The sequence below is a fragment of the Streptomyces humidus genome, from assembly GCF_014649655.1.
Classification (GTDB): Bacteria; Actinomycetota; Actinomycetes; order Streptomycetales; family Streptomycetaceae; genus Streptomyces; species Streptomyces humidus.
In genome coordinates, this window is sequence record NZ_BMTL01000006.1 from 166723 (window position 1) to 186560 (window position 19838).

Genomic DNA, 19838 nt, shown 5'->3' on the forward strand with positions numbered 1-19838 from the left:
GTCCATGCCCGCCCGGGCATGGACCCTCGGCTTTTGTCCGGGAGGCACGGGGCGGTACGGTCTCGATCGTAAGCACCAAAGGGGAGGCGAAGGGCGTCGATGGCCATTGCCAAGGCCGAGCGGCTGATGAACCTGGCGCTGTGTCTGCTCGGGACGCGGCGGCCGCTCAGCAAGCGCGAGCTGCGCGACTCCATCGAGGCATACGTCGAGGCCTTCGGGCCGGGCAGGGGTGCGGCCTTCGGGCCGGGCAGGGGTGCTTTCGTCCGGTCGGGGGGCGGGGCCGCGGCGTCGGACGACTCCTTCAACCGCATGTTCGAGCGGGACAAGGACGATCTGCGCGAGCTCGGTCTGGTCATCGAGACCGTGGAGAGCCTGGACGGTGAGATCGGCTATCTCGCGCGCCGGGACAGCAACCGGCTGCCGCCCATCACGCTCGACGCCGAGGAGGCCGCGGCCCTGGGGCTGGCCGCCAAGGTGTGGCAGCAGGCGCGGCTGGCGGGAGCGGCCAGCGGCGCGCTGCAGAAGCTGCGGGCGGCAGGTCTTCCCGAGGACGTGGACCCTTATGAGGCCCATGGCGCGCTGGAGCCCCGGATCCCCGTGCACGAGGCCGCCTTCGAGCCGTTGATGCTGGCCTGCCGGGACCGTCGGCCCGTGCTGTTCGACTATCGCAAGGCCACCGCCGCGCGCCCGGAGCCGCGCAATGTCGAGCCGTGGGCGCTGGAGTGCTGGCGTGGGCACTGGTATCTGGCCGGTTTCGATCGTGACCGGGGCGCCGAGCGGGTGTTCCGGCTGTCGAGGATCACCGGGCGGGTGCGCTCGCGCGCGGCGGCGTTCACCGCGCCGGTTCCCGATGTCGTCACCGTGCGGGAGACGGTCGCGAGCTGGGCGGGGGAGACCGCCGACCGCAGTGCGCTGATCCGGCTGCGGACGGGAGCCGGGTACCCCTTGCGGGCGAAGGCCGGCTCGGTGCGGGAACTCGGGGACGGCTGGGACGAGTTGGAGATTCCGTACGGGCACGGGCTGGACGCCTGGCTGGTGGAGTTCGGGCCGGACGTGGTGGTCATGGAGCCGGCCGAACTGCGGGCGGACGTCGTGGACCGGCTGCGGGCCGTGGCCAAGGGCTGAGGGGGAGCGAGCAACACAGTGGCAGGCAAACCGGTCAGGCCGGCGAACGCGATCGACCAGACCCGGCGGATGCTCTCCCTGGTGACGTATCTCAGGGAGCGGCCCGGCGCGCGCATCGAGGACGTGGCGCGCGCCTTCGGCATCACCGAGGACGAGCTGGTCTCGGACCTCGACGTGCTGCCCATGTGCGGGACCAGCTTCCGCGGCGGCGACCTTCTCGACATCGACACCGACGGCGAGCGGATCTGGTGGCACAACCCGGCCGCGCTGGGTGCGGACGCCGCCGAGCCGCTGCGGCTGGCCGCCGACGAGGCGACTGCGCTCCTGGTGGCGGCCCGTGCCGTGGCCACGCTGCCGGGGCTGCGGGAGGGCGACCGACAGGCGCTGCTGCGGGCCACGGCGAAGGTGGAGGCGGCGGCCGGCGAGGCGGCCGGGGCGAGTGCGCGTCTGTCGGTGACGTTCGAGTCGGAGGGCGGGGTGTTCGCTGACGTCGACCGGGCGATCTCCGAGCGGCGCAGGCTGTGGATCCGCTACTACTCGCCGGCTCGTGACGAGCTCAGCGAGCGCGAGATCGACCCGATCCGACTGGTCAGCGTCGGGCACACCTATGTCGAGGCCTGGTGCCGCCGCTCGGAGGCGCGCCGCACGTTCCGGCTGGACCGGGTCGCCGAGATCAAGATCCTCGACGAGCCCTCGGCCCCGCCCGAGATCGAGTTGCGGGACCTGTCGGAGGGACTGGTGCAGCCGGCCGCGGAGGATCCGGAGGTCGTGGTCGAGGTGGGTCCGGGCGGTCGCTGGGTCGCCGAGTACTACCCGCACGACAGCGCGGATGAACTGCCCGACGGCGGTCTGCGTATTGCTCTGCGTACGCCCGACCCGGCCTCGCTGAGGCGGCTGGCCCTGCGCCTCGGCGGCGACGGCCGGATCGTCTCGCCGCCCGAGCTCGCCGACAGCGCCCGCCGGGCCGCCCGCGAGGCGCTGGCGGCGTACGACGGGATCGAGGCGGGCGGCGCGGCCGGTGGGCCGCTCGCGGCGCACGGCGAGGGTCGGTCGGACGGACGGGAGCAGGGGGAGCAGTGAGCGAGTCGACGGCGTCCGGGGTGCGGGGCATCTCGGCGGCTTCCGCGTTCGCGGGGATGCGCAGCGTGGCCCCGGTGCGGTTCAGAGCCGGGTGTCCGGACTGCCGGGGCGCCTTCGAGCTCGCCGCTAGCGCACTGCGGCTGGCCATCGGCGCCTCCAGCCGCACCACGTTCTACTCGTTCACCTGTCCGGACTGCGGGGCGGCGGTGCGCAAGCCGGCGGGCGAGCGGATCGTGGAGCTGCTGACCGGCGGCGGGGTCAGGACCCTGCGGCTGCACGCCCCGTAGGGGTCTAGGCTCGCCCCATGTTCTGGGCGATGTTCGCGGTTGCGTTGGGTTTTGCAGGTCTCGCCGTCCTCGCGGTGTTCGCCGTGCGGGTCTTCGTCGAGGCGCAGCGGCTGGGGCGGCAGGTCGCCGAGTCCGCGCGCCGTGTCGACCGGGCCGCTCAGGACCTGGAGCGGGCGGCGGTGAGCGCGGCGCGCGCCGCGGACACTCTGTGACCGCTGCCTCGGTCGGTCTCGCCGGGCGGGGTGCGGTGTCCGCGGCTCCCGTGCCTTCCGCGACCGTCGCGTTTTGGGCCGGTTCGACCTCCCGCGCCGATGGCGGGGGCGGGTACGCTGCTGGTCGCGGCTCGGAGAACGAGGCCCGGACCGCATACCGGGAGTACGCACGGGGATTGCCTCACGTTTACCCCTGAGCGTTACGATCGCTGTCAACACGACCGTTCGGACAGGCGTCCGACCGGTCGTACGGCAACCCGCCCCCGCAGCCTCGGTGAGAAGGTAAAGACTTATGTTCGGAAGGCTCGGCGCCCCCGAGATCATTCTCATCCTCGTCGTCGTCATCCTGCTGTTCGGCGCGAAGAAGCTTCCCGACATGGCGCGCTCGCTGGGCAAGTCCGCTCGCATCCTCAAGAGCGAGGCCAAGGCGATGAAGGAGGACGGCGGCAGCACGACCACCCCGGCCGGCCCGCCCCACACCGACGAGCAGCCCCCGGCGACGCGTACCATCCAGGCCGCGCCCGGCGACGTGACCAGCTCCCGCCCGGTCACCGAGCCGACCGACACGACCAAGCGCTGACCGAGGGCCGGTGACCTCCGGCCCGCCGTACGAGATGGGGACGTGGGTTGCTGAAGTCTGCCCGCAAACAGGAGAAGGACCCCGAGGGGCGGATGCCCCTCGCGGATCATCTTCGTGAGCTTCGCAACCGGCTCGCGAAGGCGATGCTGGCGATCATGGTCGGCGCGATCGTCGGCGCGATGTACTACCAGGACATCATCAACCTGCTCACGGATCCGATCCAGCAGTCCGTGGGATGCACGAAGCCCTTCACCGAGCTCGCCAAGCAGAGTGACGGGGCGTGCGGCAACATCACCATGTCGGGTCTCATGGGCCCCTTCACGTTGATGATCAAGGTGTCCCTCACTGCCGGCGTGGTGGGCGCCAGCCCGGTCTGGCTCTACCAGCTCTGGGCCTTCGTCGCACCGGGACTGCACCGCAGCGAGAAGAAGTACGCCATGGCCTTCGTGGCGGCCGGCTTCCCGCTGTTCATGGCAGGCGCCTGGTTCTCCTACCACGTGCTGCCCACGGCCGCCAACGTGCTGCTCGACTTCACCCCCGATCACGCCGTCAACCTGCTGCCGCTCGATGATCTGCTCGACCTCGTGACCCGTATGGTGATCGTATTCGGTCTCTCCTTCGAGCTGCCCTTGCTGCTGGTCATGCTCAACCTCACCGGAGTCATCGCCGGCCGTCGGATGCTCGGCTGGTGGCGCGGCATGATCCTCGGGGTCACGATCTTCGCGGCCTTCGCCACGCCTACGGTCGACCCGGTGTCGATGCTGTCGCTCGCGGCGCCCATCGTCGTCCTGTACTTCCTGGCGGTGGGTTTCTCGATCATGAACGACCGTCGCAAGCAGCGCCGCGAGGCCATGGGCCCCGCCGACGACGAGGCCTCCGAACTGGACCTCACCCCCGAGGACATCGGCGAGGTCGAGACGGTGTCGGCCATGCGTACTGTGCCCGAGCAGAGTGACTCGGCACACGACAGGGCGAACGGCTACGACGATGTGACGTGAGCGGTGACACGCCGCCGAGGCTGTGAAGTGACAAAGTGGGCCCACCGGTACGCCGGTGGGCCCACTTTCCTTTGGTTCAGCCGTTCCGCCTCAGCAGGAACCCTTCTTGTAGCCGAAGCTAAGCGGCTTGTTGTAGAAGACCTTGGAGCCCTTGGCGTCCGGCTTCACGGTGATGCACGTCTCGAAGACCGAGGTGGCGCCCGTCTTCACCCAGAACTGCGCCGTGGCGTCGCAGGTGCTGTGGTAGTAGACGGTCCACGTCGCGGTGCCGTCGCCCCACGAGTAGTTGACGCAGCTCGCCGACCCACGGTGTACGGCGTCCGCGCCGCCGGTGGCGGCGGACGCGGGAGCGGCGGCGGCCCCGAGTATCAGAGCCGCACTGGCGGCGGCAGCGGCGACAGCACTCCTACGCAAGAGGTACATGTTCCCCCTTTGTTTTCTTTTGTTTACTCATGGTTACTTGGTCGATTGCGCGCAACGGCTCGAACGGTAGTCCTCGCCCTGTTTGTAGTGCAAGATCAATATCGGCCGGGGTGCGGTCTCCGGTCTGATCCGGATAATGATCGTCCTGTTGTCAGTGCGGCCCGGTACGCTCGAAAGCACGATGACAGAGGATCTCTCACCGGCCGAGCGGTACGCGGCGGCGCGCAAGCGTGCTGTCGAGCAGGCCACCGCGCTCGCGTCCTTCCGCGAGATGTACGACTTCGGTCTCGACCCCTTCCAGATCGAGGCCTGCCAGGCGCTGGAGGCGGGCAAGGGCGTCCTCGTGGCCGCCCCCACCGGCTCGGGCAAGACGATCGTGGGCGAGTTCGCCGTCCACCTCGCCCTCCAGCAGGGCAAGAAGTGCTTCTACACGACGCCCATCAAGGCGCTGTCGAACCAGAAGTACTCCGACCTGTGCCGCCGGTACGGCAGTGGGAAGGTCGGCCTGCTCACCGGCGACAACAGCGTCAACTCCGACGCCCCGGTGGTCGTGATGACCACCGAGGTGCTGCGCAACATGCTCTACGCCGGTTCGCAGACGCTCCTCGGCCTCGGCTACGTGGTGATGGACGAGGTGCACTACCTCTCCGACCGCTTCCGGGGCGCCGTGTGGGAGGAGGTCATCATCCACCTCCCCGAGTCGGTCACCCTGGTCTCGCTGTCCGCGACCGTGTCCAACGCCGAGGAGTTCGGCGACTGGCTGGACACCGTGCGCGGCGACACCGAGGTGATCGTCTCCGAACACCGGCCCGTGCCGCTGTTCCAGCACGTCCTCGCCGGACGGCGGATGTACGACCTGTTCGAGGAAGGCGAGGGCCACCGCAGGGCCGTCAACCCCGACCTCGCGCGCCTGGCCCGCATGGAGGCCTCCAGGCCTTCCTACCAGGACCGCAGGCGCGGCCGGAACGTCCGCGAGGCCGACCGTGAGCGCGAGCGCAGGCAGCGTTCACGGGTGTGGACGCCGGGGCGGCCCGAGGTCATCGAGCGGCTCGACGCCGAAGGGCTGCTGCCCGCCATCACGTTCATCTTCAGCCGTGCCGCCTGCGAGGCCGCCGTCCAGCAGTGCCTGTACGCCGGGCTGCGGCTGAACGACGAGGAGGCGCGGGCCGAGGTCCGCGCGCTCGTCGAGGAGCGCACCGCCGCCATCCCGCACGAGGACCTGCACGTCCTCGGCTACTACGAGTGGCTGGAGGGCCTGGAACGAGGCATCGCCGCCCACCACGCGGGCATGCTGCCGACGTTCAAGGAGGTCGTGGAGGAGCTGTTCGTGCGCGGTCTGGTCAAGGCCGTCTTCGCGACCGAGACCCTCGCCCTGGGCATCAACATGCCCGCCCGGTCGGTGGTCCTGGAGAAGCTCGTCAAATGGAACGGCGAACAGCACGCCGACATCACCCCCGGCGAGTACACCCAGCTCACCGGGCGCGCCGGCCGGCGCGGCATCGACGTCGAGGGGCACGCCGTCGTCCTGTGGCAGCGTGCCATGAACCCCGACCATCTCGCCGGGCTGGCGGGCACGCGCACCTACCCGCTGCGCTCCAGCTTCAAGCCGTCGTACAACATGGCGGTCAACCTCGTCGAGCAGTTCGGGCGGCATCGTTCGCGCGAACTGCTGGAGACGTCGTTCGCGCAGTTCCAGGCAGACCGGTCGGTGGTCGGGATCTCCCGGCAGGTGCAGCGCAACGAGGAGGGGCTGGAGGGCTACAAGGCCTCCATGACCTGCCACCTCGGCGACTTCGATGAGTACGCGCGGTTGCGCCGCGACCTCAAGGACCGCGAGACCGAACTGGCCAAGCAGGGTGCGGCCCAGCGGCGCGCGGAGGCCGCCGTGGCGCTGGAGAAGCTCAAGCCCGGCGACGTCATCCACGTGCCCACCGGCAAGTACGCGGGGCTGGCGCTGGTGCTCGACCCGGGCCTGCCCGCCGGGCGGGCCAACGGGCATCGCGGCTTCGATCACCTCGACGGTCCGCGCCCGCTGGTCCTGACCGCCGAACGGCAGGTCAAGCGGCTGGCGTCGATGGACTTCCCGGTGCCGGTCCAGGCGCTGGAGCGGATGCGGATCCCCAAGTCGTTCAACGCGCGCTCGCCGCAGTCCCGCCGCGACCTCGCCTCGGCCCTGCGCACCAAGGCCGGGCACATCCCGCCGGAACGGGCCCGCAAACAGCGCTCCCAGGCCGCGGACGACCGGGAGATCGCCCGGCTGCGCACCGAGCTCCGGGCGCACCCGTGCCACGGCTGCTCCGAGCGCGAGGACCACGCCCGCTGGGCCGAGCGCTACCACCGGCTGCTGCGCGACACCTCGCAGCTGGAACGCCGCATCGAGGGACGCACCAACACCATCGCCCGTACCTTCGACCGGATCGTGGCGCTGCTGACCGAGTTGGACTACCTGCGCGGCGACGAGGTCACCGAGCACGGCAAGCGGCTCGCCCGTCTCTACGGCGAACTCGACCTGCTCGCCAGCGAATGCCTGCGCGCGGGCGTCTGGGAGGGCCTCAGCCCCGCCGAACTCGCCGCCTGTGTGTCGGCGTTGGTGTACGAGGCGCGGATGAGCGACGACGCGATGGCGCCGAAGCTGCCCTCGGGCAAGGCGAAGGCCGCGCTCGGCGAGATGGTGCGCATCTGGGGCCGGCTGGACGCGCTGGAGGAGGAGTTCCGCATCCGCCAGACCGAGGGCGTCGGACAGCGCGAGCCGGACCTGGGCTTCGCCTGGTCCGCGTACATGTGGGCCTCGGGGAAGGGCCTGGACGAGGTGCTGCGCGAGGCGGAGATGCCCGCCGGCGACTTCGTGCGCTGGTGCAAGCAGGTCATCGACGTCCTCGGGCAGATCGCCGCGGCGGCTCCCGTGGAGGGCTCGGCGGTGGCGAAGAACGCCCGCAAGGCGGTCGACGCACTGCTGCGGGGCGTCGTGGCCTACTCGTCCGTGGGGTGAGCGGGACGGCGGGCGCGGGGAGAGTGTCGAGCCGCCGACTCCGGGGCGGTGCGACCGGATCGTGGGCGCCGCGCCGCGAGTGGCCGAGGAGGCGCTGACGGCGATGATCCCGGGGCGGCTGACGGTGGAGAGCACGCACCGTATCGTCGCCCTGGTCGTCGGCGCCCGGACGACTGCGGCCTCCGCAGGCTTCCGCCCCAGCGACCTCGGCCTCGACGCCGTAGACGGCACGTCCACCCGATGCCGCCGGCCCGCTCCCGCCACGCCTGTGTCCGCTCCCCGGAGCGGTACGCCCGTCCCGGAGTCGGCGCGGTGGCCCGACATGTCGCGGAACGCGACCCCCGCCGCGCGTCGCCGCACGTGACACCCGTCGTCCGCGGCTGGTGACGGCGCTCTTGACCTCTTGACGGCTCCCCGACCGCCGGCGGCTGCCGCGGAGTCGTTCTGCAGGGACCCGGCCGCGACGGAGGACCGCCGGTCGGCGGTCGCCTCATCCGTTCCGGTGAACTGTTTCGCACGCCAGTTTGCCGTCACGCCATGTGTTCGCGAGATCGCGCAGCGTGCAAATGGGGCTGAGGTTACTCCACGTACGGGAGTGGTTTCAGGCGGTTGCCGAATATGACACGGCGTTGATCCTGTCGGACTAGGCTCGCCCGCGGCGCACCGAGTTGAGGCGTATTCGTGCGCTTGTTCCCCAAGAGTCCCGAAGATGCCGACAGATCCCTACAGAGGGTGCCCACATGGTGAGTGTTCAGTCCCCACCCGGTCGCCGAGAACTTCCCTACGCGCGCGTGCTGTTGCTGCCGGCGATACTGATGGCCGCGGCGACCGGAGCCGCCGACGCCCTGGTGGCGACGCAGGCCCGGCTCGCCGTCGGCGTCTGCGGAGCCGTCGCGACCCTCCTGGTGATCGCGGCCGGAGCCGAGTCGGTCCGCCGTGGCAGGCTGCTGCGGGCGCTGCGCGCGGAGACCGACCGGCGGATCGCCTGCCTGGAACGGCGCGTCGCCGATCACGCGGAGGACAACCGCCGCCTCGCCGAGGAGCACGTGCCGAGCGCCGTGGCCTGGCTGCGTGCCGGAAACTCGCCCCGGGAGGTGATGCGCGACCTCAGCCGGAGCGACCCCGTTTTCCGTGAACTGGACGACGCGCAGCGCGCCGTGGTCAGGAAGATCCTCGACATCGTCGACCACGAGGAGTCCCTGCGTGACTCCGCCCAGCGCTCCTTCGTCAGCATCGCCCGCCGCATGCAGGCCCTCGTCCACCAACAGGCCGCGGAACTGCGGGAGATGGAGGAGGACCACGGACGCAACCCCGAGGTCTTCGACGACCTGTTGCGCATCGACCACGGCACCGCGCTGATCGGCCGCCTCGCCGATTCCATCGGCGTGCTCGGCGGCGGCCGCCCCAGCCGCAACTGGCCGCAGCCCGTCCCGCTGTACAGCGTGCTGCGCGGCGCCATGTCCCGGATCCTGGAGTACCGGCGCATTCAGCTGGACTCCATCGCCAAGGTCAACATCGGCGGCCTCTCCGTCGAGCCGCTCATCCACGCGCTCGCCGAACTCCTCGACAACGCCACCCGGTACTCGCCCCCGACCAGCAAGGTCCACGTCAACGCCGTCGAGGTGCAGACCGGCATCGCCATCGAGATCGAGGACGCCGGCGTCAGCCTCAGCGAGGAGGCCCGCGCCAAGGCCGAGCGCATGCTGGAGCAGGCCAAGGCGGGCGTCGACATCCAGGACGTCGGCGGCACCCCGCGCCTGGGCCTCGCCGTCGTCGGCCGTCTGTGCACGTCGTTCAACCTCGAGGTCTCCCTGCGCACCTCGGCCTACGGCGGCGTCCGGGCCGTTCTCATCGTGCCGAGCGAGATGCAGACCTCCGACCCCGCCCCCGGCTTCGCGCACGGCATCGGCGCCACCGCCGTGCCGCAGATCGACCTGAGTCAGATCGGCGAGGGCCCCAAGCGCCCGCCGAAGAAGCGCCGCCCCACCAACGCGCGCATCCCCGCCGGAGTGTCCCTGACCGACGACGAGGTGCCCGAGGTCACCGAGTGGACCGAGCAGGGCCTGCCGCAACGCCGCAGCAAGGCCACCATCTCCATCGCCCAGCGCTACCGGGAGGCGTACGCCGCCCAGGACGCCGCACGCGAGGGCAAGCCCGACCCGTTCGCGCGGCCCGAGCCCGAGCCGCAGCCCGAGGAGAAGAGGCGCGAGCCCGGCCTGGCGTTCGAGGCCTTCTGGGAGGGCCTGGTGAAGGCGGCCCCGCCGGGAGCGCACCCCACCGACTTCACCCGCAATCCCACCGCATACCTCCACCTGCTCGAAGACAAGGCCGAGACCGAGGCCGACGATGAAGGGGACCTCACGTGATCCAGCAGCGCCAAAACTTCGACTGGCTGCTCAAGGAGCTCTATGACGGGGTTCCCGGCATCGAGATGATCGTCGTGCTCTCGGCCGACGGACTGCGCATCGCCCGCTACGCCGGCGACCCCGACGCCGCCGACCGGGTCGCCGCCGCCTGCGCGGGAATGCAGAGCCTGGCCGCCGCGGTGGCCCAGGAGATCCACTCCAGCAGCGGCGAGATGGACATGGTCGTCATCGACCTGAGCGGCGGCTACTTCTACATGATGTCGGCCGGCGCCAACGCCTACCTCGCCGTCCTCGCCGACGTGCGCTGCGAGGCGGGCCGGATGAGCGGCATGATGCGCGACCTCGTGGTCCGTATCGGCGCCCATCTCACCAGTCCGCCCCGCCGCAACGGGCAGAGCGTATGACCCCTCCGCAACGCCGCCGGCGACAACCCCCGCCCCCGCCGCCCCCGCCGTCCCCGGCGGTCCCGAAGTCCGCGCCGTCCCCGGCGGAGGGCCAGAACGGGGGCGAGGGGGAGGGCAAGAACCCCGAGCGGCTGTACATCATCACGGGCGCGGACGGCGAACGCGCGCCCGTCGACCTCGTCACGCTGATCGTGACGCGTGCCGAAGCGCCCTCGTCGGCGACCCCGGAGCAGACGGCGGTGCTGCGGATGTGCGCCGCCCCGCTGTCCGTGGCCGAGATCTCGGCCTATCTGCGCCTGCCGTTCAGCGTGGTGACGGTGCTGCTCACCGAGATGCTGGCAGCCGAACTCGTCCAGGCACGGGCCCCCATCGTCCGGCAGCAGCTCCCCGACCGTTCCCTTCTCGAAGCGGTGATGCATGGACTTCAACGGCTCTGACACGATTCCCGGCCCACGGGCCGAGGACCACCTGCCGCACACCACCACGGCCGCGGCGAAGATCGTCATCGTGGGCGGCTTCGGCGTCGGCAAGACCACCATGGTCGGTTCCGTCAGCGAGATCAGGCCGCTGACCACCGAGGAGACCATGACCCAGGCGGGCATCGGGGTCGACGACGACTACGGCTCCGAGACCAAGACCGCCACCACCGTGGCCATGGACTTCGGCCGCATCCGGATCACCGAGCAGGTCGTCCTCTACCTCTTCGGCACGCCCGGCCAGGAACGGTTCTGGTTCCTGTGGAACGGGCTGTTCGAGGGCGCGCTCGGCGCGGTCGTCCTGGTCGACACCCGCCGCATCGAGGTCAGCTTCGAGGTGATGGGCCGGCTGGAGGAGGGCGGCGTGCCCTTCGTCGTCGCCGTCAACACCTTCCCCGACGGGCCCCGTTACCCGGTCGAGGACCTGCGGGCCGCGCTCGACCTGCCGCCGGAGATCCCGATCGTGGAGTGCGACGTCCGCCGCCGCGCCTCCAGCCGGGACGTCCTGATGACCCTCATGCGCTTCCTGCACTCGCTGGCCCTGAGCCGCAGCCTGACCTGACCCGCACGGCACCACCGCCCACCGACACCCGGTCCAGCACGGCACCGGGTCAGCACAGTTGCGGAGCGACCCCCTGTGACTCCCGAACACCCCACCCCGACCGGCCCGCACGACCTCGCCCTGGACCCGCCGCCCGGCTGCCCCGCGCACGTCAGGGGCCCCGGCGGACTGGCCCGCCTCTACGGCCCCGGCGCGGAGGACCTGAACGAACTGTACGAGCGGCTGCGCGAGGAACACGGCCCCGTGGCGCCGGTCCTGCTCCACGACGACCTGCCGATGTGGATGGTCCTCGGACACGCCGAGAACCTGCGCATGGTGCGCACGCCCTCGCACTTCACCAAGGACAGCCGCATCTGGTCGCAACTGCTGCAGGGCAAGGTCCGGCCCGACCACCCGCTCATGCCGCACATCGCCTGGCAGCCCATCTGCGCGCACGCCGAGGGCGACGAGCACAAGCGGCTGCGGGGGGCGGTCACGGCGGCCATGGCGACCATCGACGACCGCAGTGTGCGCCGCTACATCAACCGCTCCAGCCAGCGCCTGGTCAACCGCTTCTGCGAGGAGGGCCGCGCCGACCTGGTCGGCGACTTCGCCGAGCACCTCCCGATGGCGGTGATGTGCCACGTCCTCGGCATGCCCGACGAGTACAACGACACGATGGTGCACGCCGCGCGCGACGCCCTCAAGGGCAGCGAGACCGCCGTCGCCAGCCACGAGTACGTCGTCGAGGCCCTCGCCAGGCTCACCGCCCGCCGCCGCGCCGATCCCGAGGACGACTTCACCGGTCATCTCGTCCGCCACCCGGCGGGGCTCACCGACGACGAGGTCAGGGAGCATCTGCGCCTGGTGCTCTTCGCCGCCTACGAGAACACGGTCAACCTGCTCTCCAACGTGCTGCGCATGGTCCTCACCGACCCGCGTTTCCTCGCCCGGCTCAACGGCGGGCAGATGACGGTGGCGGAGGCGGTCGAGCAGTCCCTGTGGGACGAGCCGCCGTTCAGCACCATCTTCGGCTACTTCGCCAAGCAGGACACGGAGTTGGGGGGCCAGCGCATCCGCCGGGGCGACGGCCTCTTCTTCGCGCCCGCGCCCGGCAACGTGGACCCCCGGGTGCGCCCCGACCTGTCCGCCCACATGCAGGGCAACCGCTCCCATCTGGCCTTCGGCAGCGGCCCGCACGAGTGCCCCGGCCAGGACATCGGCCGCGCGATCGCCGACGTCGGCGTCGACGCGCTGCTGATGCGGCTGCCCGACGTGCAACTCGACTGCGCTGAAGACGAGTTGCGGTGGACGATGTCGATCGCCTCGCGGCACCTGGTCGAGCTGCCGGTGCGCTTCGAGCCCAGGGAGCAGCAGGACGTCAAGCACAAGCCGAGCCACGCCCCGATCCCGCCGCAGCGCCTGACGCGGCCGGCGGGCGCGCCGCCGCGGCCCGCTCCGGCGCCCGAGCGCGAGACGCCGGACCTCTCGACGCCGGTGCCTGCGCCGGCCCCTGCGCCGCAGCCCGCCCCGCCCGTCCCGCAGCCGACGGGACCGGCCCGCCGGCCGAACGCCTGGCGCCGCTTCCTGGCCTGGTGGCGCGGTTACTGAGCGGCGCCCGGCTGCCGGACGGCCGCCGGCTGCGGGGCGCTTGCCGGCTGCGCGGCGGTCGCCCAACGGTCGTACGACGCCCAGGCGTCCAGGACGCGACCGCTGCGCAGCCGGTGCAGTCTCCCCGTGACCGGATCGGTGAACTCCAGCTCCCGCGCCAGCAGTTGCAGCGGACGCCGGAAGTCGCCGGCCGGCACGGGGCCGGTCACTTCCGGGTAGAGCGGGTCGCCGAGGATCGGCAGGCCGAGCGCGTTCATGTGGACGCGCAACTGATGGGTCTGGCCGGTGGCGGGCAGCAGCCGGTACCGGCCGAGCTCCCGCGCCCCGTGTTCGACGAGCTCGACACGGCTCACCGCGTTGGGCTCGCCCGCCACCTCGTAGGCGGCCATGACCCCCCGTTCCTTGACGATGCGGCTGCGCACCGTCCGGGGCAGGACGAGCCCGGGATCGTACGGCGCGACCGCCTCGTACACCTTGCGCACCCGGCGGTCGCGGAAGAGCGACTGGTACGCGCCGCGCTCCTCGGGACGTACGACGAACAGCACCAGACCGGCCGTGAGCCGGTCGAGCCGGTGCGCCGCGCCCAGCGCCGGAACGCCCAGCTCCCGCCGCAGCCGGGCCAGCGCGGTCTCGGCGACATGGCTGCCGCGCGGGGTGGTGGCCAGGAAGTGCGGCTTGTCGGCGACGACCAGGTGCTCGTCGCGGTACACGATCTCCAGCGGGAACGGCACGGGGGCCTCGGGCGGCAGCTCGCGGTGGTACCAGAGGAACGTCCCCGGCGCGTAAGCCGTGTCCGCCGTCACCGCCCGCCCGTCGGCGCCGACGATCTGCCCGGCCTCGAGCATCGCGTCCACGACCCCGGCGCGCGCCGCGCCGAGCCGCTCCACCAGGTGCTCGCGCACGGTGGCCCAGGAGCCCTCGCCCGGCAGCCGCATCCGCACCGGGTCGATCCCTTCGCGCTGCGGCAGGGGAGAGGGCGGGGGAGGCGTGCGGCGTCTCATCGGGGTCAAGCGTACGGCGACGGGAAACCCGGTTGACTCCTCGCGCGTCGTCGGCAGGATGCGGGGCATGCCCTGCACAGCCGGCCCCGTCCTGCCCGCCCGGACCCTCTCGGGCGCCCCGCAACCCGTGCTTCCCACCGGTGACGGGCTCCTCCTGCGCCCCTGGCGGGACACGGACGCCCCCGCCGTCCACGCCGCCTTCCAGGACCCGGCGATGCATCAGTGGCACATCCGGACCGCCGACTCCGAGGAGGAGGTGGCCGGCTGGATCAGGGAATGGCGTGCGGCCTGGGAAGAGGAGCGCAGCGCCCAGTGGGCCGTCGTCGACGCCGGCGCCGACGAACTGCTGGGCCGGGTGGCGCTGCGCGACATCCTGCTCGACGAGGGCGTCGCGGAGGTCGCGTACTGGACCACCAGGGCGGCCCGGGGCCGGGGGGTCGCTCCCCGGGCCACGACCGCGCTGACGCGCTGGGCCCTCGACGAGATCGGCTTCCACCGGCTCGAACTGCAGCACGCCACCGCCAACGAGGCGTCCTGCCGTGTCGCCGTCAAGGCCGGCTTCACCCTGGAGGGCACCAGGCGCAGCGCGTGCCTCCATCCGGACGGCTGGCACGACATGCACGTCCACGCGCGCGTGCAGGGCGACTGAGCCGACCGCGGCCCGCCCGTCGCCGTCACGGGGTCGGCGTCACGCCCTCCTGCTCCTGTTCCACGCGGGCGTTCCATTCCCGCTTGGAGGCCTGCCAGCCGTCCTCGTTGTGGCCGAGCCGCCAGTAGCCGGAGATCGACAGGTCCTCGCGCGGAATCCGCAGCTCGACGCGCAGCAGTCTGCGCAGCTCCTTCACGCACGCCGCCTCACCGTGCACGAACGCGTGCGGCCGGCCCTCGGGGAACCGGAGCGCCCGCACGGCCTCGACGAGCAGCTCACCGACGGGCCGCTCACCGCGGTGCAGCCAGACGACCTCGACGTCGGACTCGATCTTCTGCTCCTCCTCGGGGCCGGCCACCTCGATGAACGCGTGGGCCACGGCACCGGCGGGCAGCGACTCCAGGGCGGCCGCGATGGCGGGCAGGGCGCTCTCGTCGCCGGCCAGCAGATGCCAGTCGGCGGCCGGGTCGGGCATGTAGGCGCCGCCGGGGCCCATGAAGCGGACCGTCTCGCCGGGCTGGACGCGCATCGCCCACGGGCCGGCCAGGCCCTCGTCGCCGTGGATCACGAAGTCCAGGGTCAGCTCGCGGTGTTCGGCATCCCAGTGGCGCACGGTGTACGTCCGGGTCACGGGCCACTGCTCGCGGGGGAGCTCGGCACGGATCCGCTCCAGGTCGAACGGCTCCGGATAGGTCACGCCCTCGGGGCCGAAGAGCAGTTTCACGTAGTGATCGGTGCACGTCCCCGCGGTGAACTCCGCCAGGCCGTCGCCGCCGAGCACGACGCGCTGCATGTGAGGAGTGAGCCGCTCGGTGCGGACGACCTGCGCGGAGTGAGGCTTGCGCGGCTTCCGTGCCGGACGTTCTGCCATGACGGCCTCCCATGCCGATGTAGTTAGGTCAACCTAAGTTAGCATCGCTTCGCGGGGACGTCCCCGTCCCGAGCGCCGAGGGGCGTCAGCGGTCCTCAGTGCGCCAGGGTCGTCAGCAGTCGCTGCAGCGAACCGCCCAGCCCCCAGCGCTGCGCCAGTGCCTCCAGTGTCGCTCCGTCCCTCGGCGCCCGGGGCAGTGCGGTGGTCACCTCCGGCAGGGGCACGTCATCGGCGACCCTGACCACCTTCGGCGCGACGGACACGTACGGCCGGGACTCGTCCAGGCGCCTGCGCTGTGACGGCGTCAGCTTCGCCCCTGGGTCGTCGACCGCCGCCATGATCCCGTCGAGATCGCCGAACTCGGCCAGCAGCTTGGCCGCGGTCTTCTCCCCGATGCCCGGCACGCCGGGCAGCCCGTCGCTGGGGTCGCCGCGCAGCAGCGCCAGATCGGCGTACCCGCGCCCGTCGACGCCGTACTTCTCGCGCAGCCAGGCCTCGTCCGTCAGTTGCAGCGAGCCGACGCCCTTGAGGGGGTACAGCACACGCACCCCGCGCGCGTCGTCCACGAGCTGGTAGAGGTCGCGGTCGCCGGTGACGATGTCCACCGGCCCCTTCGCGATGCCGGTGAACGTGCCGATGACGTCGTCCGCCTCGTAGCCCGGCACTCCCACGCGCGCGATGCCGAGGGCGTCCAGGACCGCCTCGATGACCGGCACCTGCGGCGAGAGCGTGTCGGGCACCTCCTCCTCGTCGGGACCGACCTCACGCTCCGCGGCGACGCGGTGCGCCTTGTAGGACGGGATCAGGTCGACCCGCCACCGGGGCCGCCAGTCCGCGTCCATGCAGGCGACGAGCTCGTCCGGCCGGTGGTCCTTCACCAGCCGGTCGATGAAGTCCAGCAGACCGCGCACGGCGTTCACCGGAGTGCCGTCCGGCGCCCTCACGGAGTCCGGGACGCCGAAGTAGGCGCGGAAGTAGAGCGAGGCGGTGTCGAGGAGCATCAGTCGTCCGGTCACGCCACGCATCATGCCGCACAGGCGCCCGGGTGACCGGCGCCCGGGCGCTCCCGCGGCCCGTGTGCGCCTCCCGGACGGCCGGGCCCGGCTCGCCGGACTCGCGGCGCTGATCCGGAAGGCCGGCGAGAGGAAGGGAGCCGGCAGCGGCGAGGCCGAGGACGAGGACGAGGGAAAAGGGCGGGACGCGGTCCGGACCTGGCCGAAGGACGACACCGGTCCGGTCGCCAGGTGGGTAGCGGTCGCCGGTTCGGGGCACGAGAACCGGACGGCCCGGTGACCTGACAGCACCGTGGCCGTCCGACGAGGGGCGGGCGTCGGCGCACGGCCTCGCGGCCTGCGCCGGGGCACGCCCCTCGCGCCGTCCGTGCTCGGTCCGCGCTCCGTCCGCGCCCTCTCCCGCCCCGACCGGCAGGTTCGTGCCGAGCCCGGGGCGGGGCGCCTCCGCGTGGGAAGCCATGGGAGGGTTTCGGCCAACCACGCAGAGCTACACTCATCCCTGAGCCGTAACGCCGGCGACGCCGGGGACGAGCGGGAACACTCGTGGCCGCTCGCGCATTGAACCGGAGAGCGGCAGGGCGGCGCCGTACCCGCGGTCCTCGGGCTCCGGTCGACTGGCGTGAACCGTGAGGGCGGGCGTCACCCCGTGTGTCCTCGTTGTGACGGGCACGTGAAACGGTTTGCCGAACATGCATAGGGTGCAGAGAACTCACCAGAGGCAGAGAACTCACCGGCGGACGTGTCCGAGAGCGCACCGGGCACACGGCGACGAGCGAAGGAGGGAGCCGGAGCGATGGGCGACCACAAAGAACAGCCCCTGCGGGTGGGCGCGGCCGTGCGGCACCGGCGCCGCTCCCTGGAGCTCACCCTCGCCGTCGTGGCCGAACGCAGCGGCCTGTCGGTGCCCTTCCTGAGCCAGATCGAGAACGATCGCGCCCGGCCCAGCACCGGCTCCCTGGAGAAGGTGGCCGACGCCCTGCGCACCACCGCCGTCGAACTCCTCGCCGCCGCCGACCCGGCCTGCAGCGTCGACGTCGTGCGCGCCGAGGTCGCCGAACCGCTTCAGGGACAGGCGCCCGAAGCGGAGCCCCGCTCCCGCTCCCTGGTGCGCGGGCACCACCAGATGCACGCCTCCGAGTTCACCGGCGATCACGACGCGGGCCGTGAATTCCAGTACCGCAACGACCAGTTGATGTACGTCGCCGACGGTGCGGTGGAGATCGAGGCGGAGGGCCGCGCCTACCGGCTCGGCCGCGGTGACACCCTGTACCTCACCGGCGGCGTCCGCCACCGCTGGCGGGCGACCGTCGCGGACACCCGCGTGGTCGTCGTCGCGGTGGCCGAGCACATCGAGGCGGTCCGGGACCGCGGGCGGAAGCGGTAGTGCGGGTCGTCTCCCTGGTGCCGTCGCTCACCGAGGCCGTGGCCGCCACCGTGCCCGGCGTCCTGGCCGGGGCCACCGACTGGTGCAGCCACCCGGCGGACCTCGACGTCACCCGCATCGGCGGCACCAAGAACCCGGCCGTGGACCGGATCGTCGCCCTCGCCCCCGATCTGGTGATCGCCAACGAGGAGGAGAACCGGGAACCGGACCTGACCGCTCTGCGGGCGGCCGGACTGCGGGTCCTGGTCACGGAGGTCCGGGACGTTCCACAGGCTTTCCGGGAGCTGGCGCGGGTCCTCGACGCCTGCGGGGCGCCCTCCCGGCCCAACTGGCTGGAGGAGGCCGAGGAGGCCTGGGCGGCGCCCCCGCCCCTCGCCGGGCGCCGGACGGCCGTCGTGCCGATCTGGCGCCGCCCGTGGATGGTGCTGGGCCGGGACACCTTCGCCGGGGACGTGCTGGCCCGCCTGGGCGTCGACCACCTCCACGCCGGTCACCCCGAGCGCTATCCGCGGATCCCGGTCGAGGAACTGCGGGCGGCCGCGCCGGACCTCGTCGTGCTGCCGGACGAGCCCTACCGCTTCACCGCCGACGACGGCCCCGAGGCCTTCCCCGGACTGCCCTGCGCGCTGGTCAGCGGACGGCACCTGACGTGGTACGGCCCGTCGCTCGCCGAGGCCCCGAAGGCGCTGGGCGAGGCGCTGCGAGCAGCGCTCCGCTGAGCAGCCCGCGGGCGGTGTGCGCGGCGACGACGCCCCAGGCGGCGACCAGCACGAGGTACAGCGCGCAGGCGAGCACGTCGAAGACGACCAGCCCGGTGTGCCGGGCGAGCGCGGCCGCCCCGGTCACGCAGGTGCCGACCGGGAAGGTGAACGCCCACCACGTCATCGCGAAGCCCATCCCCTGCCTGCGGGCCCGCGCCACGTGCGCGGCGGCCAGACACAGCCACAGCAGAGCGAAGCCCATGACCGGCACCCCGTACAGCACGGCGAGAGCGCCGGCGTCGCGGCCGTCCGGCCCCGGCAGGACCCCCGGAGCGACCTCGGCGAACTTTCCGGCGGCCGTCGTGGACTGTCCGAGCGGCCCCAGCACGAGAAAGAGGGTCGGGGTGAGCGCGAGGGGCAGCGGCCCGCGGGTCACCAGACGCCCGAACATCAGCGGCAGCATGACGAACGTGGCCAGCAGACTCAGCCCGAACAGGGCGAAGCAGGCGAGCAGCAGCGTCTGCCGCGGCTGCCCGGCCGGCAGGTACGGCACCAGCAGCGGGCCGAGCGCGGCGGACACCATCGGCGCGACGAGCGGCAGCAGCCACACCGGCGTGGCCTGCGACGCAGCGACGCGGTGGTGTACGGCCATCAGGTACGGGACGACGACGGCGGCCGTGACGGCGACGGCCGTGCCGACGGTGAACAGCGCGGCGTCGAGGGCGACCGCGGCGCCGACGCCGATCCAGTCCCGGCCCACGGTGAGCGCGCCGCCCCCGACGGCGAGCAGCGCCATCGCGAGGCAGCCGTAGAACGGGGCGGTGGCCGGGTCGAGGAGGTGCGCGCGGGCCTGGTCGCGATGGTGACGCCAGTGCAGGGCGCGGGCGATGAGCAGCGCCGCGAGAAGGGCCAGCGAGAGCGCCCAGAAGGCCGCGCACAGCGGCCGCAGCCCCGGGACCCGGACCGGCAGCGCGACGCCCGCGGTCGCCACGATCGCGGTGCCCATCACCGTGGCGTACCAGTTCGGCCCGAGGTGACGGACGGCCTCGGCGCGCGGGCGGGGGGCGGACAAGGGCGGGGCGGCGGTGACCATGACTCCACGGTCGCCCGCCGTCGCGGCCGCGACC

At 72.3% G+C, this 19838-nt stretch carries 22 protein-coding genes; 17 read left to right on the forward strand and 5 right to left on the reverse strand.

Going from position 1 to position 19838, the window contains the following annotated elements; genetic code table 11:
• The first annotated feature begins 99 nt into the window (after positions 1 to 99).
• From IE239_RS08725 to tatC, 6 genes are all read left to right on the forward strand, one after another.
• Complete coding sequence (locus IE239_RS08725) at positions 100 to 1125, forward strand: helix-turn-helix transcriptional regulator (RefSeq protein ID WP_190148698.1); 1026 nt, start codon at positions 100 to 102, stop codon at positions 1123 to 1125.
• An 18-nt stretch (positions 1126 to 1143) separates the two neighbouring features.
• A complete protein-coding gene (locus tag IE239_RS08730; RefSeq protein ID WP_190148699.1) occupies positions 1144 to 2205 on the forward strand; it encodes a helix-turn-helix transcriptional regulator in 1062 nt (353 codons plus the stop codon).
• Positions 2202 to 2492, forward strand: a complete 291-nt coding sequence (locus IE239_RS08735) for a hypothetical protein (RefSeq protein ID WP_190148700.1) — start codon at positions 2202 to 2204, stop codon at positions 2490 to 2492. Before IE239_RS08730 ends, IE239_RS08735 begins: the two co-directional genes overlap by 4 nt.
• A 17-nt stretch (positions 2493 to 2509) precedes the next feature.
• Positions 2510 to 2704: a hypothetical protein gene (locus IE239_RS08740; protein WP_190148701.1), complete on the forward strand. Its 195-nt coding sequence runs from the start codon at positions 2510 to 2512 to the stop codon at positions 2702 to 2704.
• Positions 2705 to 2996: 292 nt separating this feature from the next.
• Positions 2997 to 3284 (forward strand): Sec-independent protein translocase subunit TatA, encoded by a 288-nt coding sequence (tatA, locus tag IE239_RS08745; protein WP_190148702.1) that lies wholly within the window; start codon positions 2997 to 2999, stop codon positions 3282 to 3284.
• A gap of 47 nt (positions 3285 to 3331) precedes the next feature.
• A complete protein-coding gene (gene tatC / locus IE239_RS08750; protein WP_190148703.1) occupies positions 3332 to 4282 on the forward strand; it encodes a twin-arginine translocase subunit TatC in 951 nt (316 codons plus the stop codon).
• A 90-nt stretch (positions 4283 to 4372) separates the two neighbouring features.
• Here tatC and IE239_RS08755 read toward each other — a convergent pair whose 3' ends face one another.
• Complete coding sequence (locus IE239_RS08755) at positions 4373 to 4705, reverse strand: hypothetical protein (RefSeq protein ID WP_190148704.1); 333 nt, start codon at positions 4703 to 4705, stop codon at positions 4373 to 4375.
• Between the two features lie 136 nt (positions 4706 to 4841).
• On the opposite strand from IE239_RS08755, the gene IE239_RS08760 reads away from it, so the two are divergent.
• From IE239_RS08760 to IE239_RS08790, 7 genes are all read left to right on the forward strand, one after another.
• Entirely contained in the window at positions 4842 to 7694 is a 2853-nt protein-coding gene (locus IE239_RS08760; protein ID WP_190148705.1) for a DEAD/DEAH box helicase, read from the forward strand.
• 61 nt (positions 7695 to 7755) lie between these two features.
• Complete coding sequence (locus IE239_RS08765) at positions 7756 to 8058, forward strand: hypothetical protein (protein WP_190148706.1); 303 nt, start codon at positions 7756 to 7758, stop codon at positions 8056 to 8058.
• A 427-nt stretch (positions 8059 to 8485) separates the two neighbouring features.
• A complete protein-coding gene (locus IE239_RS08770; RefSeq protein ID WP_190148707.1) occupies positions 8486 to 10060 on the forward strand; it encodes a sensor histidine kinase in 1575 nt (524 codons plus the stop codon).
• Complete coding sequence (locus tag IE239_RS08775; RefSeq protein WP_190148708.1) at positions 10057 to 10464, forward strand: roadblock/LC7 domain-containing protein; 408 nt, start codon at positions 10057 to 10059, stop codon at positions 10462 to 10464. Before IE239_RS08770 ends, IE239_RS08775 begins: the two co-directional genes overlap by 4 nt.
• Positions 10461 to 10901: a DUF742 domain-containing protein gene (locus tag IE239_RS08780; RefSeq protein WP_190148709.1), complete on the forward strand. Its 441-nt coding sequence runs from the start codon at positions 10461 to 10463 to the stop codon at positions 10899 to 10901. The genes IE239_RS08775 and IE239_RS08780 overlap by 4 nt, the downstream gene beginning before the upstream one ends.
• Positions 10882 to 11502: a GTP-binding protein gene (locus IE239_RS08785; RefSeq protein WP_190148710.1), complete on the forward strand. Its 621-nt coding sequence runs from the start codon at positions 10882 to 10884 to the stop codon at positions 11500 to 11502. The genes IE239_RS08780 and IE239_RS08785 overlap by 20 nt, the downstream gene beginning before the upstream one ends.
• A gap of 75 nt (positions 11503 to 11577) precedes the next feature.
• Complete coding sequence (locus IE239_RS08790) at positions 11578 to 13092, forward strand: cytochrome P450 (RefSeq protein WP_190148711.1); 1515 nt, start codon at positions 11578 to 11580, stop codon at positions 13090 to 13092.
• Here the strand turns inward: IE239_RS08790 and IE239_RS08795 are convergent.
• A complete protein-coding gene (locus IE239_RS08795) occupies positions 13086 to 14093 on the reverse strand; it encodes an RluA family pseudouridine synthase (protein WP_190148712.1) in 1008 nt (335 codons plus the stop codon). The two genes, IE239_RS08790 and IE239_RS08795, sit on opposite strands and share 7 nt — an antisense overlap.
• 67 nt (positions 14094 to 14160) lie before the next feature.
• Here IE239_RS08795 and IE239_RS08800 point away from each other — a divergent pair, with 67 nt between their 5' ends.
• Positions 14161 to 14742 (forward strand): GNAT family N-acetyltransferase, encoded by a 582-nt coding sequence (locus IE239_RS08800; RefSeq protein WP_190148713.1) that lies wholly within the window; start codon positions 14161 to 14163, stop codon positions 14740 to 14742.
• Positions 14743 to 14767: 25 nt separating this feature from the next.
• Here the strand turns inward: IE239_RS08800 and IE239_RS08805 are convergent, their stop codons facing one another.
• Together IE239_RS08805 and IE239_RS08810 are read right to left on the reverse strand one after the other, a co-directional pair.
• On the reverse strand, positions 14768 to 15613 hold the full coding sequence (locus tag IE239_RS08805) for a siderophore-interacting protein (protein ID WP_190148714.1): 846 nt from the start codon (positions 15611 to 15613) through the stop codon (positions 14768 to 14770).
• Between the two features lie 95 nt (positions 15614 to 15708).
• Positions 15709 to 16614 carry a 5'-3' exonuclease gene (locus tag IE239_RS08810; RefSeq protein ID WP_190148861.1) on the reverse strand — a complete coding sequence of 302 codons (906 nt, stop codon included), beginning with the start codon at positions 16612 to 16614 and terminating at the stop codon, positions 15709 to 15711.
• Positions 16615 to 16639: 25 nt separating this feature from the next.
• Between IE239_RS08810 and IE239_RS08815 the strand changes: the two genes are divergently transcribed.
• The 3 genes from IE239_RS08815 (at position 16640) to IE239_RS08825 (ending at position 18729) form a co-directional block, all read left to right on the forward strand.
• Entirely contained in the window at positions 16640 to 16906 is a 267-nt protein-coding gene (locus tag IE239_RS08815; protein WP_190148715.1) for a hypothetical protein, read from the forward strand.
• Between the two features lie 513 nt (positions 16907 to 17419).
• Positions 17420 to 18010 (forward strand): helix-turn-helix domain-containing protein, encoded by a 591-nt coding sequence (locus tag IE239_RS08820; protein WP_190148716.1) that lies wholly within the window; start codon positions 17420 to 17422, stop codon positions 18008 to 18010.
• Entirely contained in the window at positions 18010 to 18729 is a 720-nt protein-coding gene (locus IE239_RS08825; RefSeq protein WP_190148717.1) for a helical backbone metal receptor, read from the forward strand. Before IE239_RS08820 ends, IE239_RS08825 begins: the two co-directional genes overlap by 1 nt.
• On the opposite strand, the gene IE239_RS08830 is transcribed toward IE239_RS08825, so the two are convergent.
• On the reverse strand, positions 18641 to 19804 hold the full coding sequence (locus tag IE239_RS08830) for a TDT family transporter (protein ID WP_190148718.1): 1164 nt from the start codon (positions 19802 to 19804) through the stop codon (positions 18641 to 18643). The genes IE239_RS08825 and IE239_RS08830 overlap by 89 nt on opposite strands.
• Positions 19805 to 19838: the final 34 nt, after the last annotated feature.

Excerpts from the sequence above, each read along its gene's own strand:
- IE239_RS08800 (WP_190148713.1), top strand. The coding sequence starts at position 14,161 with ATGCCCTGCACAGCCGGCCCCGTCCTGCCCGCCCGGACCCTCTCGGGC.
- IE239_RS08820 (WP_190148716.1), top strand. The coding sequence starts at position 17,420 with ATGGGCGACCACAAAGAACAGCCCCTGCGGGTGGGCGCGGCCGTGCGG.
- IE239_RS08755 (WP_190148704.1), bottom strand. The coding sequence starts at position 4,705 with ATGTACCTCTTGCGTAGGAGTGCTGTCGCCGCTGCCGCCGCCAGTGCG.
- IE239_RS08785 (WP_190148710.1), top strand. The coding sequence starts at position 10,882 with ATGGACTTCAACGGCTCTGACACGATTCCCGGCCCACGGGCCGAGGAC.
- IE239_RS08830 (WP_190148718.1), bottom strand. The coding sequence starts at position 19,804 with ATGGTCACCGCCGCCCCGCCCTTGTCCGCCCCCCGCCCGCGCGCCGAG.
- IE239_RS08795 (WP_190148712.1), bottom strand. The coding sequence starts at position 14,093 with ATGAGACGCCGCACGCCTCCCCCGCCCTCTCCCCTGCCGCAGCGCGAA.
- tatA (WP_190148702.1), top strand. The coding sequence starts at position 2,997 with ATGTTCGGAAGGCTCGGCGCCCCCGAGATCATTCTCATCCTCGTCGTC.
- IE239_RS08725 (WP_190148698.1), top strand. The coding sequence starts at position 100 with ATGGCCATTGCCAAGGCCGAGCGGCTGATGAACCTGGCGCTGTGTCTG.
- IE239_RS08760 (WP_190148705.1), top strand. The coding sequence starts at position 4,842 with ATGATCGTCCTGTTGTCAGTGCGGCCCGGTACGCTCGAAAGCACGATG.
- IE239_RS08810 (WP_190148861.1), bottom strand. The coding sequence starts at position 16,614 with ATGCTCCTCGACACCGCCTCGCTCTACTTCCGCGCCTACTTCGGCGTC.
- IE239_RS08805 (WP_190148714.1), bottom strand. The coding sequence starts at position 15,613 with ATGGCAGAACGTCCGGCACGGAAGCCGCGCAAGCCTCACTCCGCGCAG.
- IE239_RS08815 (WP_190148715.1), top strand. The coding sequence starts at position 16,640 with ATGCCGCACAGGCGCCCGGGTGACCGGCGCCCGGGCGCTCCCGCGGCC.
- IE239_RS08780 (WP_190148709.1), top strand. The coding sequence starts at position 10,461 with ATGACCCCTCCGCAACGCCGCCGGCGACAACCCCCGCCCCCGCCGCCC.
- IE239_RS08740 (WP_190148701.1), top strand. The coding sequence starts at position 2,510 with ATGTTCTGGGCGATGTTCGCGGTTGCGTTGGGTTTTGCAGGTCTCGCC.